This is a genomic window from Phenylobacterium sp. (assembly GCF_024508875.1).
Classification (GTDB): domain Bacteria; phylum Pseudomonadota; class Alphaproteobacteria; order Caulobacterales; family Caulobacteraceae; genus Phenylobacterium.
In genome coordinates this window covers 1-12,486 of the sequence record NZ_JANINU010000024.1, presented here as the reverse complement: position 1 = coordinate 12,486, position 12,486 = coordinate 1, and the positions used below count along the sequence as shown (strand labels likewise).

General features: G+C 70.8%; 13 protein-coding genes and 1 pseudogene. 6 read left to right on the top strand and 8 right to left on the bottom strand.

The genetic code is table 11. The annotated features are described in order from the left end of the window. Nucleotides 1–563 (bottom strand): insulinase family protein (locus Q0L11_RS02995; protein ID WP_296595363.1); only part of this gene is annotated, 563 nt, incomplete at its 3' end. A 117-nt stretch (nucleotides 564–680) separates the two neighbouring features. After that, nucleotides 681–1,346, bottom strand: a complete 666-nt coding sequence (locus Q0L11_RS02990) for a glutathione S-transferase family protein (RefSeq protein ID WP_296595362.1) — start codon at nucleotides 1,344–1,346, stop codon at nucleotides 681–683. Between the two features lie 144 nt (nucleotides 1,347–1,490). Between Q0L11_RS02990 and Q0L11_RS02985 the strand changes: the two genes are divergently transcribed. Beyond that, nucleotides 1,491–2,456, top strand: a complete 966-nt coding sequence (locus Q0L11_RS02985; protein WP_296595361.1) for a LysR family transcriptional regulator — start codon at nucleotides 1,491–1,493, stop codon at nucleotides 2,454–2,456. A gap of 10 nt (nucleotides 2,457–2,466) precedes the next feature. Here the strand turns inward: Q0L11_RS02985 and Q0L11_RS02980 are convergent, their stop codons facing one another. Beyond that, nucleotides 2,467–2,670 carry a hypothetical protein gene (locus Q0L11_RS02980; RefSeq protein ID WP_296595360.1) on the bottom strand — a complete coding sequence of 68 codons (204 nt, stop codon included), beginning with the start codon at nucleotides 2,668–2,670 and terminating at the stop codon, nucleotides 2,467–2,469. 174 nt (nucleotides 2,671–2,844) lie between these two features. Between Q0L11_RS02980 and Q0L11_RS02975 the strand changes: the two genes are divergently transcribed. From Q0L11_RS02975 to Q0L11_RS02960, 4 genes are read left to right on the top strand one after another with little or no spacing between them, the layout of a single operon-like run. Then, complete coding sequence (locus tag Q0L11_RS02975) at nucleotides 2,845–3,333, top strand: ArsI/CadI family heavy metal resistance metalloenzyme (RefSeq protein ID WP_296595359.1); 489 nt, start codon at nucleotides 2,845–2,847, stop codon at nucleotides 3,331–3,333. Further along, complete coding sequence (locus Q0L11_RS02970; protein ID WP_367183356.1) at nucleotides 3,330–3,686, top strand: ArsR/SmtB family transcription factor; 357 nt, start codon at nucleotides 3,330–3,332, stop codon at nucleotides 3,684–3,686. The genes Q0L11_RS02975 and Q0L11_RS02970 overlap by 4 nt, the downstream gene beginning before the upstream one ends. A gap of 7 nt (nucleotides 3,687–3,693) precedes the next feature. Next, a complete protein-coding gene (locus tag Q0L11_RS02965; RefSeq protein WP_296595358.1) occupies nucleotides 3,694–4,203 on the top strand; it encodes an arsenate reductase ArsC in 510 nt (169 codons plus the stop codon). Then, on the top strand, nucleotides 4,204–4,935 hold the full coding sequence (locus tag Q0L11_RS02960) for an aquaporin (RefSeq protein WP_296595357.1): 732 nt from the start codon (nucleotides 4,204–4,206) through the stop codon (nucleotides 4,933–4,935). On the opposite strand, the gene mdoH is transcribed toward Q0L11_RS02960, so the two are convergent. From mdoH to acs, 5 genes and pseudogenes are all read right to left on the bottom strand, one after another. Continuing rightward, a complete protein-coding gene (gene mdoH / locus Q0L11_RS02955; protein WP_296595356.1) occupies nucleotides 4,910–6,841 on the bottom strand; it encodes a glucans biosynthesis glucosyltransferase MdoH in 1,932 nt (643 codons plus the stop codon). The genes Q0L11_RS02960 and mdoH overlap by 26 nt on opposite strands. Continuing rightward, entirely contained in the window at nucleotides 6,829–8,319 is a 1,491-nt protein-coding gene (locus tag Q0L11_RS02950; protein WP_296595355.1) for a glucan biosynthesis protein, read from the bottom strand. The genes mdoH and Q0L11_RS02950 overlap by 13 nt, the downstream gene beginning before the upstream one ends. Nucleotides 8,320–8,412: 93 nt before the next feature. Beyond that, nucleotides 8,413–9,381: a small ribosomal subunit Rsm22 family protein gene (locus Q0L11_RS02945; RefSeq protein WP_296595354.1), complete on the bottom strand. Its 969-nt coding sequence runs from the start codon at nucleotides 9,379–9,381 to the stop codon at nucleotides 8,413–8,415. 6 nt (nucleotides 9,382–9,387) lie between these two features. After that, entirely contained in the window at nucleotides 9,388–9,729 is a 342-nt protein-coding gene (locus Q0L11_RS02940) for a hypothetical protein (protein ID WP_296595364.1), read from the bottom strand. Between the two features lie 66 nt (nucleotides 9,730–9,795). Beyond that, nucleotides 9,796–11,763 (bottom strand): annotated as a pseudogene (gene acs / locus Q0L11_RS02935) (acetate--CoA ligase); the annotation flags it as partial. Between the two features lie 124 nt (nucleotides 11,764–11,887). Here acs and Q0L11_RS02930 point away from each other — a divergent pair. Then, complete coding sequence (locus tag Q0L11_RS02930; protein WP_296595353.1) at nucleotides 11,888–12,379, top strand: hypothetical protein; 492 nt, start codon at nucleotides 11,888–11,890, stop codon at nucleotides 12,377–12,379. The last annotated feature ends 107 nt before the right edge of the window (nucleotides 12,380–12,486 follow it).

Here is a 12,486-nt window from a genome sequence, read left to right as displayed (position 1 = left end):
TGGGTCGTGTAGCTGGCCTGCGGCAGGTACAGCGCCATCAGCCGGCCGTAGGGCGAGGCCAGGACCCGCTGGCGCAGCTCCTCCTTCACGACGTCGCGCTCGGACTTGAAGACCGCCTCATCGACCACGAGCGTGCTCATGCGGTCGGCCTCGGCCCAGACCAGGCGCTCGAGGTGGTTGGCCGGCACGACCTCGTAGTAGTCGGTGAAATCGTCGGCGGTGGAGGCGTTGTTGAAGCCGCCCACGTCCTCGGTCATGCGGTCGAAGGTCTCCGACGGCATGTTGCGGGTGGCCTTGAACATCAGGTGTTCGAAGAGGTGCGCGAAGCCCGAGCGGCCCTGCGGGTCGTCCTTGGAGCCCACGCCGTACCAGACCTGGACCGAGACGTTCGGCGTCGAGCGGTCCAGCGAGGCGTACACCTTGAGCCCGTTGGGCAGGGTGCGGGCCGTGAACTTGATCGGAGGGACCTCGGCCGCGTGGGCGGCGGCCGGAAGCGCGACGGGCGCGAGCGCCGTGGTGGCGAGGAGGACGGCGAGGCCGGCGGCGCGGAAACTAAGAAGCATGGAGCATCCCGATTGGGGGCAGGTTGGGGAATGTCTACCACCCAACCGGGACGCGGGAAGCTTACGAGGCTGTCATCTGGGAAGGGGAAAGTCCCAGCGGCCCCGGAAGCCCGTCTCTTAGGCCGCCTGCTGCTGGCCCCGGGCCATGGCGATCAGGGTGTCGAAGGCGGCGAAGGTGGGCACGTACGACGGCCGCGATTGCATGCGCGCGATCCACGCCTGGAGGTTGGGATAGGGCGAGAAGTCGTAGTCGACCAGCCGGCCGAGCAGCACGTACGACAGGCCGAGGTAGTCGGCGATCGAGATGCGGTCGCCGCAGAGGTAGGGCTGGTCGGCCAGCATGTGCTGGTCCAGGACCTTGAGCCAGCGGGGCGCGTGCTCCCGGCCGTACGCCTGCAGTTGCGCAAGTTGCTCAGCCGGCATGCCGTGCGGCACGCCCATGGCGGGGTAGCAGACCATCACGCAGAAATATTCGTGGAACTGAGTCGAGAACCACGAGATCGCCTCGTCCACCTTCACCTGGGCGTGCAGGTCCTCGGGATAGGCCGTCGAATGGGTGCGGATCGCGAGGTAGCGGAGGATCGCCGCCGACTCGCCCAGCTTAAGGTCGCCATCGACCAGGAAGGGCACGATGCCGTTGGGGTTGATGGCGAGGTAATCCGGGGCCTGCTGGCCGCCGGCCAGGAGGTCGACCTTCACGATCTCCACGTCCAGTCCCTGTTCGGCGATGAACATCAGGATCGGTCGCGACGTGGTCGAGATCGGATCGCAGTACAGCTTCATGACACACACCTGCTTGTTTTTCTTCGGTAACGGGAGCGGTTCGAGCCGCCCTCCGCCGGGGGGAGGTGGGAGATACGATCCAGCCTGACGTTTCGGCAATCTGCGCTCTTGCAGTCAGGCTCTGCACAACCGCAGAATAGTAGCATGTTCGACTGGAATGACCTGAAGGCGTTCCTGGCCGTGGCCCGCGGGGGCTCCACACTCGCGGCGTCGAGGGCCCTTGGCGTCAACCAGACCACCGTGGCGCGGCGGATCGAGAGCCTGGAACAGGCCCTGGGGTTCAAGCTGTTCGAGCGCGGCCAGACCGGCAGTCGCCTCACGGAGGCGGGGCAGAGCCTGATCGGGGAGGCCGAGAGCGTCGAGCGGGCGGCCATCCGCTTCGCCAACCATGCCGCCACGCAGATGCGCGGCGTCTCGGGCGCGCTGCGCTTCACCACCAACGAACTGGTGGCCAACACCATGGTGATCCCGGCCCTGGTGGAGTTCCGCAAGGTGCACCCCGACGTGCAGGTGGACCTGGTCATCACCGACCGGGCGCTGGACCTGGAGGCCGGCGAGGCGGACCTGGCGATCCGCACCACCAAGGCGCTGCCGGTGTCCGACCTGGTGGCCCGCAAGATCGGCGACCACGAGATGGCGCTGTACTGCAGCCGCGACTACGCCGCCCGCCGCGGCGTGCCCGACAGTCCGCAGAGCTTGAGCGACCACGACCTCATCGACGTGACGATGGAGATGGGCGAGATGCCCGGCGCCACGTGGATGATGCAGCATTCGGGCGGCAAGCCGCCGATCACCCGCTCGAACAGCATGGGTAGCCTGGTCTACGCGGTGAAGGCCGGGCTCGGGATCGGGGCGCTGCCCTGCACCATCGCCGACGCCGACCGCGACCTGGTGCGCTGCTCGGACCCGATCGAGGAGGGCCGCGCCAGCTCCTGGATCGTCACCCGCCGCGAGCTGAAGGACACGCCGCGGGTCCGCGCCTTCATCGACTTCATGGCGCCCTACCTGCAGCAGGAACTGCGCAAGTCCGAGGAGGCTAGCCGCCGCCGCCTCGCCGAGGACGCCGCCACCGTCGTGCCGTTCCCGACGAAGACCGGCTCGGCCGGCTAGGCTCAGGCCGCTAGGCCAGGTTTTCGGGAAAGACCTGTTCGACGATCACGCAGTCGCGCCAGACGTCGTCCAGCTTGCCGTGCGCCTTGTGCACGCCGATCTCCGCGAAGCCGGACCAGGCCATGAGGTTTCGGCTGGCCCGGTTCTCCGGAAATACGCGGGACAGCAGCTTCCACAGACCGGCCCGCCGCGACGCCTCGACCAGCGCCGCCATCGACCGACCGCGGCTCGGTCTCGAAGGCGTCCACCCGGTCCGCGATCCCCTGGTTGTAAATCTCGGCGATCGCCGCGGCGTCGCTGCGCATGGCCTCGCGGGCTTTCATCATCGGTGTTGACTCTACGGGTTTTCTAGAAATATAGAAAAGGCATCGAAAACGGAGCGACCGCCATGAAGCGCCTGCACCTGCACGTGAGCGTGCCCGACATCGCCCAGTCCATCCAGTTCTACGAGACGCTGTTCGGCGCCGGCCCGAGCGTCGTGAAGGACGACTACGCCAAGTGGATGCTGGACGACCCCTGCGTGAATTTCGCGATCTCCAGCCGGCCCGACCGGGCGGCCGGGGTCGATCACGTCGGGATCCAGGTCGAAAGCACCGGGGAACTGTCCGAACTCGCCGACCGGCTGAAGGCGGCGGGCGCCCAGACCTTCGACGAGGAAGCCACCACCTGCTGCTACGCGAAGTCGGACAAGAGCTGGGTGGCCGATCCGGCGGGCGTGCGGTGGGAGACCTTCTACACCTTCGGCGAAGCCACGACCTATGGCGAGAGCGACGCGCTGGCGGCCCTTGAGGCGAAGCAGGCGTCGTCTGGCGGATGCTGCGGCCCCGCCGTCGCCCCGACCCCGGCCGCGGCTCCGGCCGCGAGCTGCTGCGGATGATGGAGCGCGACGCCGCCATCGATGCGCTGGGGGCCCTGGCGCACCCCGGCCGCATCGAGGCGTTCCGGCTGCTTGTGCGCGCTGGGCCCGAGGGCATGGCCCAGGGCGAGGCCGCCCGCGTGCTGGGCGTGGCGGTCAGCACGCTGTCCACCAATCTCGGCATCCTGGCCGGCGCGGGCCTCGTCCGCGCGCGGCGCGAGGGGCGGTCGGTGATCTACACCGCCGCCTACGAGCGCATGCGGGATCTGCTGGGCTTCCTGATGGAGGACTGCTGCGCCGGCCGGCCCGAGATTTGCGGGTCGATGACCCCGCCGAGCGGCGCCGACTGCTGCGTGCTCGCCCCTGTTTCGTGAGGGTCCCATGAGCGATCGACCGCTGAACGTCCTGTTCCTTTGCACGGGCAACTCCGCCCGCTCGATCCTGGCCGAGGCGCTGCTGAACAACCTCGGCCGGGGCCGCTTCCGCGCCTATTCGGCGGGATCCTTTCCCACCGGCCGGGTGAATCCGCACACCTATCCGATCCTTCGCAGCCTGGGGTTCGAGCCCGACCAGTTCCGGTCGAAGTCGTGGGACGAGTTCGCCGCGCCGGACAGCCCGGCGCTCGATCTGATCTTCACGGTCTGCGACAACGCCGCGGGCGAGGTGTGCCCGATCTGGCCGGGCCAGCCGATCACCGCTCACTGGGGCGTGCCCGACCCGGCGGCGGCGACGGGCAGCGAGGCCGAGGTCTCCCTGGCGTTCGCCGAAGCCGCGCGTCTCCTGCGCAACCGGATCGAACTCCTGGTGGCGCTGCCGATGGAAAAGCTGGACCGACTGACGCTGCAGGCCCGCCTGCGCGAGATCGGGTCGATATGGGCGCCGGTCGCCTAGATGGCCGCGCCGACGACCGGGCTGGACCCGGCGCCCGAGCCATTCAGCCCCGGCCGTCGCCTCGTGGCCGAGGCGCTGGGGACGGCGCTGCTGCTCGCGGCGGTCGTCGGCTCGGGCATCATGGGGGAGCGGCTCTCCGGCGGCCTCGACGGCCTGGCGCTGCTGGGCAACACCCTTTCGACCGGAGCGGCGCTCGTCGTGCTGATCACGATCTTCGGCCCCATCTCCGGCGCCCACTTCAATCCCGTGGTGACCCTAGCTTTCGCCCTGCGCCGCGAACTGTCGTGGCCGTTGGCGGCGGCCTACCTCCTGACGCAGGTTCTCGCCGCCGTCGCCGGGGTCCTGGCCGCGCACGGCATGTTCGGCGAACCGCTGGTCCAGGTTTCCGCAAAGGTCCGGAACGGCCCGGCGCAGGTCTGGTCCGAGTTCGTGGCGACCTTCGGCCTGCTGGCGACCATCCTGGGGACCGTCCGCTTCCAGCCGGCCGTGACGCCGGCGGCGGTCGGCCTCTACATCACCGCCGCCTACTGGTTCACCGGCTCGACCTCGTTCGCCAACCCGGCTGTGACCATCGCCCGAAGCCTGTCCGACACCTTCGCCGGCATCGCGCCCGCCTCCGCGCCAGCGTTCATGGCGGCGCAGGTCGCGGGCGCGCTGGCGGCGACGGCGCTCTTTGGCTGGCTGCTCCGCAATCCGGGCGACGAGGTTACGCGGCCTCGGCGCTCGGCGTGAACACCTCGACGCGGCCGAACGCCTGCGGGTGGTGGGCTGGGACCGGGGCGCGCAGGTGGCGCTCGATTTCGATGCGGCTGGCCGCCTCGCGGTCGTAGCGCGCACGGAGTTCGGAGGCGCGTTCGACCACAGGCGGCGGCGCGCGTTCTTCCGGCGTCACCAGCAGGCCGATGGCGCGAAAGACGCCGCCAAGGTCGGTCCGGGCGAGCAGCAGCGAGAGCGGCGCCGAGAGGAACAGTCCAAGCGAGACCGGGCTGGTCCACCAGAAGATCGCCGGGTCCAGCAGCCAGGCGAGGCTGGCGGCGACGATGCCGATCGCCACATGGCCCCGGTGCGAGCGCCAGGCCTCGCGGCGCGACAGGCGGCCGGCGTCGCGCTGCTGGGCGTTCCAGCCGGAATCGCGGCCGATCAGCACCTCGAACACCGCCGCGCTCTGCATCAGCATCAGCACCGGCGCCACCAGGGCGCTGAGGATGATCTCGACGGCGATCCCCGCCCAGAGCCCCAGGGCGCGGCGCAGGCCGTCCGCCCGTCCCTCGCGCATCGCCAGCGCGCCGGCGAGCAACTTGGGCGCCACGAGCAGGCCCATGGTCACCGCGAACAGCCATACCGCGGTATGGCCGTGGATCCGCAGCGGCGCGCCGGACTGGCCGATCCAGGCGCTAGCGCCGAACGCGAGGAGCAGCAGCCACAGCGGCGAGGTCACGTAGCTCAGCACGCCGCGCGCCATATGCAGGCGGCTGACCCAATGCAGGCCGGCCGCGCCGATGACGCCCAGGTGCTGCAGGTTGCCCTGGCACCAGCGGCGGTCGCGGCGGGCCATGTCCACGATGGTCGGCGGCGCCTCCTCGTAACTGCCGGTCAGCGCCGTGGTCAGCCTCACCGCCCAGCCGCCCCGGCGCAACAGGGCGGCCTCCACGAAGTCGTGGCTCATGATGTGTCCGCCGAAGGGCCGGCGGCCCGGCAGATGGGGCAGGCCCGCGCATTCGGCGAAGGCGCGGACGCGGATGATGGCGTTGTGGCCCCAGTAGTTGCCCTCGGCGCCCGACCACCAGTCCTGCCCGGCGGCCAGCATGCCGCCGTAGGTGCGGGCCGCGAACTGCTGCAGTCGGGCGAACAGCGTCTCGGCGCCGACCAGCGTGGGTGAGGTCTGCAGCAGGCCCAGCTTGGGATCGGCGTCCATCTCGGCCGTCAGGCGCACGATGGTGTCGCCGGTCATCAGGCTGTCGGCGTCGAGCACGATCATCGACTCATAGGCGCCGCCGAAGCGCCGGACCCAGTCGGCGACGTTGCCGGCCTTGCGGTCGGTGTTGCGCGGCCGGCGGCGATAGAAGATGCGGGCGGCCTCGCCCAGGCGCGCGCGCAGCCGCAACAGGCCGACGACCTCGGCGCGGGCGATGGCCGGATCGCGCGTGTCGCTGAGCAGGAAGAGGTCGTAGAGCTCGGAGACGCCCCGGGCGATCAGGTCCTCGCGGATGGCCTGGACCGCGGCCAGCACGCGACCGGGATCCTCGTTGTAGGTCGGGAGCAGCAGCGCCGTCCGGGTCAGGATCACCGGCTGCGGGTCGGGCCTGCGCGGCCGTGCGGCGCGCCAGGCGACCAGGAAGCCGGCGACGGCGCTGACGAAGCCGAAGGCCGTCCAGGCGAACAGGCCGACGAAGAGGACGAAGGCTCCGACATCCAGCGGCGTGAACCCGCCCGCCGCCAGGAGGTCGGCCATGACCAGTCCCGCGCCGCCGGTCAGCGCCCCGATGGCGGCGAGCAGCGCCGCACGCCGGCCGCGCGTGTCCAACAGGGGCGCGAGCGGCCCCGGCGCGCCCCGCAGGTCCTGTTCGGGCATGGCGAGCGGCGCGGACGCCGGCATGGACTGGAAGAAGGGCTCTGCCGGCGCCGTTACGCGATCCATCGATACATCCAGGTCTCGGACACACTGTTCTGACCCCGCGCCAACGTCAGGCTGAGATCGCTGTTCGCCGCGGAGCCGGGATCGAACTCCAGACTGACACGGGCGCCGCCGATCGAGGCGTTCGGCTGCACCGTTTCCACACGGATGCTTCCCGCGGAGGCGCCTGCGCGGCTTTCGACGCCGTCGAACCCGCCTTCGGGCAGCCCCGCGAAGTCGACGAGGAAGCGCCGACGCCCCCCGGCGCTCGCGCCGCCGCGCCACGCAACGGCGCGAGCCAGTCGGCTGGCGGGTTCGGGCCGCGCGCCCCAGGTGAGGCGGTAGCGGAAGCGGTGCTCGCGGCGGGGCGCGAGCGGGGCGGTCGGCCGCCACAGGGCGACGATGTTGTCTTCGGCCTCGCTGCGCGCGCCCAGCTCCACCAGCCGCACGGCCCCGGACGGAAAGCCCTCCAGCGGCTGCACCCAGGCGCCGGGCCGCTCGTGGTAGTGGGCCTCCAGGTCCTGATAGGCCTCGAACGCGCGCTGCCGCTGCAGGAGGCCGAAGCCGCGCGCTGGGCCGGGGTCCAGATCGCGGACGCGGGTCTGCGGCGTATGGACCAGCGGCCGCCAGATGCGCTGGCCGCGTCCGTCGTCGGTGAGCAGGCCGTCGCTGTCGTGCACCTCGGGGCGGAAGTCGTCGAAGCGACGCGGCTGTTCGGAACCGAACAGGTACATGCTGGTCAGCGGCGCGAGGCCCACCGAAGTCAGCGGACGGCGCGGGAAGAGCGCGGCCGTGACGTCCATCGCCGTGGTCTCGCCCGGCGTCACCTCGAAGCGATAGGCGCCCGCCGCCGACGGACCGTCGAGAAGGGCGTGCAGGACGAGGCCGCGCGCGCCGGGAGCCGGTCGCTCGACCCAGAAGGCGCGGAAGGCGGGAAACTCCTCGCCCGGCTCGCCCGAGCCGATGGAAAGGCCGCGGGCGGACAGGCCGTAGCCGACCCCCTTCGCCACCGCCCGGAAATAGCTGGCGCCCAGGAAGGCGGCGACCTCGTCGAAGCGGTCGGGCGTGTTGATGGGCGCGTGAATACGAAAGCCCGCGAACCCCAGATCGGCCGGGAGGGGGCCGGGACGCTGCAAACCGTAGGTGAACAGGTCCTCGGAGAACGGGATCGGGCGGGCCGCGCCGTGCTGGACCTCGAACATCTGGACGGGATCGCGGAACAGACCGCCGCGATGGAACATCTGCAGCTGGAACGGCAGGCCCTCGGTCCGCCAGATGGCCCGGTCTGGACGGTAGCGCAGGTCGCGATAGGCGTCGTAGCCGAGGTTGGCGAGACCGGCCGGCAGCGGATGGTCCGGCGGGCGATAGGGTCCGGACGCCAACTGCCGCGCCCGGCCGCGCACGACCTCGCCCATCCCGCGGGCAGGCGCAAAGGCGGCCAAGGGCGTTGACGCCAGGGCCGTCGCGGCGCTGGCCGCACTCAATAGGTCCCGGCGACGCATGTCCCGCGTCGCCGCTGAATTCGGCGGCATTCGGCTTCCGCTAGTCTGGCCCCGTTGGAAGCCCATGCCGCAGGCCCGCGGCGAAAACTTGGCCTATGGCCAAGCCTCGCCCCAGCCGAGACGTCGGACTTGCGTGTGCAGTGTCTTGTCGCGCTTCGGGACGAAGCGCGGCTTTACGCCGTCGGTTCCGCAAAGCTTGAACTCAATGCCTGCTTTTCCTGTCTTCGGCCGCGCGAGGACCCGGCCCGTCGCGATTTCGGCGGCCACTTCCGGCCGGGCGGCCAGCAGGTAGGCGTATTTCTCGTCCTCGAACGGAGCCGCCGCGCCCTTGGCTAGGCGGTGGTCGCGCGAGCGGGGAAGGCGGACGCTGAAATGGCACCAGTCCGGCGCGACGAGCGGACACGCGCCGGCGTGCGGGCAGGGCGCGAGGATCTGCGCGCCCGCCTCGATCAGGGTCCCGCGCGCCGCGAGGATGCGGTCGTAGCCGGCCGGCGTGCCGGGCTCCACCAGCGCCAGAAGCCCCTCGCACGCCGCCCACAGGCGGCCCACGACGGCGGCCTGGGCGGCCGGCGCGATCTCGGCCAGGGCGTAGCTCGCCAGCACCAGTTCGGCCTTCGGGAGATCGCCGGCAAGGAGATCGCCGCGCCGCCGGTCGGCCCCGCGCAAGACCTTCGCGCCTTCGTCCGCCAACCGTCCGGCCATCTCCAGGAAGGGCTCGCTGGCGTCGAACCAGGTCACGTGCGCGATCGACGGCCAGGCCTCGAGCGCCGCCCAGCTTCCGCCGCCGGGCCCGCAGCCCGCGTCGAGCAGGGTCTTCGGCGCGAAGCCCGGAGCGCGGTCCTGCGCCTCGGCGAAGACGGCGGCGTCGGCGGCATAGGTCGCCGGCAGCCGGGCCAGCGCATAGGCCAGGGCGTCGTCACGGCCCTTGATCACCGCCGACGAGCCGCGGCCGGCGCGATAAGCGTCGGTGGTCGCCGCCGTCCGCGCGGCGAGGTCCTTGCGCGAGGCGCCCGAAAGCTCCCGGTCGATGGCGGCGCGCAGGCCGGGCGGGAGTTCGGACACGTGCGCCTAGCCGAGGGCCTCGGCCCGCAGCTTGACCAGGTGCGCGGCCACGGCGCGGTCCGCCAGGCCCGAGACGTCGCCGGCCTCGCCCGTTTCGGCGATCCGCCGCAGCAGCGGGCGCACGACCTCGCCGGAGGGCGTCTTCGGCAGGGGGCCGAACAGGATGTGCGCCGGCGCGGCCTTGTCGCCGACTTCACGACGCAGGAAGCCCTTCAGCTCGGCGGCCAGCACGTCGGTGGCCATGATCTCGGGATCCGGCTCGATGAACGCCCAGGGGACCTCGCCTTGCGCGGTGTCTGGCACGCCGACCACGGCGACCTCGGCCACCGCGTGGTGCGTCTTCAGCACGGCTTCCAGCTCGGCGCACGACAGCCGGTGGCCGCCGACCACGACCTCGTCGTCGCCCTTCTTCGAGGCTCGGTGCTGAATGAGGTCCTCGACCACGGCGGGCTCGGCCAGCGTCGAGGTGTCGCCGAGGTTGGACAGGTCGTCCTCGGCGATCTTGCGCAGGATGCGGCGCATGATCTTGCCCGAGCGGGTCTTGGGCAGGCCGGGCGCGAACTGGATGACGTCGGGCGCGGCGAACGGACCGATCTCGTGGCGCACATGGCCGCGCAGGTCGGCCATCAGGACGTCGGTCGGTTCGATGCCCACCTTCAGGGTCACGTAGCAGTAGATGCCCTGGCCCTTGATGTCGTGCGGATAGCCCACCACCGCAGCCTCGGCGACCGCCGGATGGCTGACCAGCGCGCTCTCGATTTCGGCGGTGCCCAGGCGATGGCCCGAGACGTTGATGACGTCATCGACCCGGCCGGTGATCCAGTAGTAGCCGTCCTCGTCGCGGCGGGCGCCGTCGCCGGTGAAGTACTTGCCCGGATAGGTGCTGAAGTAGGTGTCGATGAAACGCTGGTGGTCGCCGTAGACCGTGCGCATCTGGCCGGGCCAGCTATCGGTGATGCAGAGGTTGCCGGCCACAGCGCCGAACAGTTCCTTGCCCTCGGCGTCCACGAGCTGCGGCTTCACGCCGGGCAGCGGCTTGGCGCAGGAGCCGGGCTTCAGCGCATGGGCGCCCGGCAGCGGCGTCATCAGGCAGGCGCCCGTCTCGGTCTGCCACCAGGTGTCGATGATGGGGCAGCGGCCTTCGCCCACGACGCGATGGTACCAGAGCCAGGCCTCGGGGTTGATCGGCTCGCCCACCGTGCCCAGCAGGCGGATCGACTTGCGGCTGGTGCTCAGGACCGGGATGTCGCCCTCGCGCATCAGCGCCCGTAACGCCGTCGGTGCGGTGTAGAAGATCTCGACCTTGTGCTTGTCGCAGACCTCCCAGAACCGCGACGAAGTGGGGAAGTTCGGCACGCCTTCGAACATCAGGCTGGTCGCGCCGTTGGCCAGCGGGCCATAGACCACGTAGCTGTGTCCGGTGACCCAGCCCACGTCCGCGGTGCACCAGAAGACCTCGCCCGGCCGGTAGTCGAAGATCACCTCGTGGGTCCACGACGCCCAGGCCAGGTAGCCGGCCGTGGTGTGCAGCACGCCCTTGGGCTTACCGGTCGAACCGGAGGTGTAGAGGATGAACAGCGGATCCTCGGCGCCCATCGGCTCGGGCTCGCACTCGGTCGAGACGCCCTGCTTGAGGTCCGAGAAATAGGCGTCGCGGCCGGCCTTCATCGGCACGTCGCCGCCGGTGCGCTTCACGACGATGACGTCGGTCACGCCGGGGCACGACTGCAAGGCTTCGTCGACATTGAGCTTCAGCGGCACGATCCGGCCGCCGCGCAGACCTTCGTCGGCGGTGATGACGATCTTCGACTCGCAGTCCTGGATCCGCCCGGCCAGGCTGTCGGGCGAGAACCCGCCGAACACCACCGAATGGATCGCCCCGATCCGCGCGCAGGCCAGCATCGACGCGGCCGCCGCGGGGATCATCGGCAGGTAGATGGTCACGCGGTCGCCCCTCCGGACGCCCTTGGCCTTCAGCACGTTCGCCCAGCGGCAGACCTCGGCGTGGAGCTGCCTGTAGGTCAGGGCGTCGTAGGTCTGGCCGTCGTCGCTTTCCCAGATCAGCGCGACGGTGTCGCCGTTGGACTTGAGGTGGCGGTCGAGGCAGTTGGCCGAGACGTTGAGCACGCCGTCGGCGTACCAGCGAATGCGGAAGGTCTCCTTGTCGAAGGAGACGTCCTTCACCTCGGTGAAGGGTTCGATCCAGTCGAGCCGCCGGCCGAGATCGGCCCAGTAGGCCTCGGGCTCGGCGTCGACGCGCAGGAGCGCCGCGTCATAGGCCTCCGCATTCATCAGGGCCTTCTTCGCCCATTCCTCGGGAACCGGGAAAACCTCGCCGTCGGACACGACTGAACCTCCGAAGGATCGTTGCTGGTCGAGTATCCGCGCGCCAGCCTGGGCGCAACTGTCCGTCGGGGGAGGCAGCGACGTTCGGGCGCACGAAGACGTGCGGAAAGCGCCGACGGCTCCGCTTGCGGCGACTCATGCGGGGAGGGATGTATCGCCGATGCTTCGCAAGACCCTGGTCCTCACCCTCGCCGGCTTGAGCCTCGCCGGTTGTGGCGGCGCCGCGCCGAAGGGCGCCGCCGAGACCGCCAGCCGCCTGCTGGCCGCCGCGCTGAAGAACGACCGGGTGGCCTTCGAGGCCGAGATCGACCGCGCGGCCGTGCGCGAAGACGTGCGCCGGCAGGTGGCAGAGATGGCGCGGAGCTCGGCCCTGGACGTTGACGGCGGGCCTTCGGAGTTCGCGCTGGACCGCATGATCAGCCCGGACGCGGTGCGAGTGGTGGACGCCCAGGGCCGGCGGCTCACCCACGCGCCCAGCGCCGGCGAGGTCGCGCCGCTGATGAAGCCGGCGGCCGGCAGCCGGGTCTGCCTGCGCGACGCCCAGACGCGGAACGACTGCCTGCTCACCTTCGCCAAGGAAGAGCGGCGCTGGCGCCTGGTCGGCATGAAGGCGCGGGACCTGCAGGTCCAGATGGCCAGCGTGGCCGAGTAGCCCGAAGTTCGGAATTTACTGTCGCCGCCGGGCGCGCCTATGGATTCGCCCAATCGAATCCACGCGAAGGCGTCCTCCCCATGCTGCTGCACCTGTCCACCTGGGCC

Coding starts and splice junctions, on each gene's coding strand:
- Q0L11_RS02975 (WP_296595359.1), top strand. CDS start 2,845: ATGAAGCGCCTGCACCTGCACGTGAGCGTGCCCGACATCGCCCAGTCC.
- Q0L11_RS02930 (WP_296595353.1), top strand. CDS start 11,888: ATGCTTCGCAAGACCCTGGTCCTCACCCTCGCCGGCTTGAGCCTCGCC.
- Q0L11_RS02965 (WP_296595358.1), top strand. CDS start 3,694: ATGAGCGATCGACCGCTGAACGTCCTGTTCCTTTGCACGGGCAACTCC.
- Q0L11_RS02950 (WP_296595355.1), bottom strand. CDS start 8,319: ATGCGTCGCCGGGACCTATTGAGTGCGGCCAGCGCCGCGACGGCCCTG.
- Q0L11_RS02960 (WP_296595357.1), top strand. CDS start 4,204: ATGGCCGCGCCGACGACCGGGCTGGACCCGGCGCCCGAGCCATTCAGC.
- mdoH (WP_296595356.1), bottom strand. CDS start 6,841: ATGGATCGCGTAACGGCGCCGGCAGAGCCCTTCTTCCAGTCCATGCCG.
- Q0L11_RS02990 (WP_296595362.1), bottom strand. CDS start 1,346: ATGAAGCTGTACTGCGATCCGATCTCGACCACGTCGCGACCGATCCTG.
- Q0L11_RS02985 (WP_296595361.1), top strand. CDS start 1,491: ATGTTCGACTGGAATGACCTGAAGGCGTTCCTGGCCGTGGCCCGCGGG.
- Q0L11_RS02970 (WP_367183356.1), top strand. CDS start 3,330: ATGATGGAGCGCGACGCCGCCATCGATGCGCTGGGGGCCCTGGCGCAC.
- Q0L11_RS02980 (WP_296595360.1), bottom strand. CDS start 2,670: ATGGCGGCGCTGGTCGAGGCGTCGCGGCGGGCCGGTCTGTGGAAGCTG.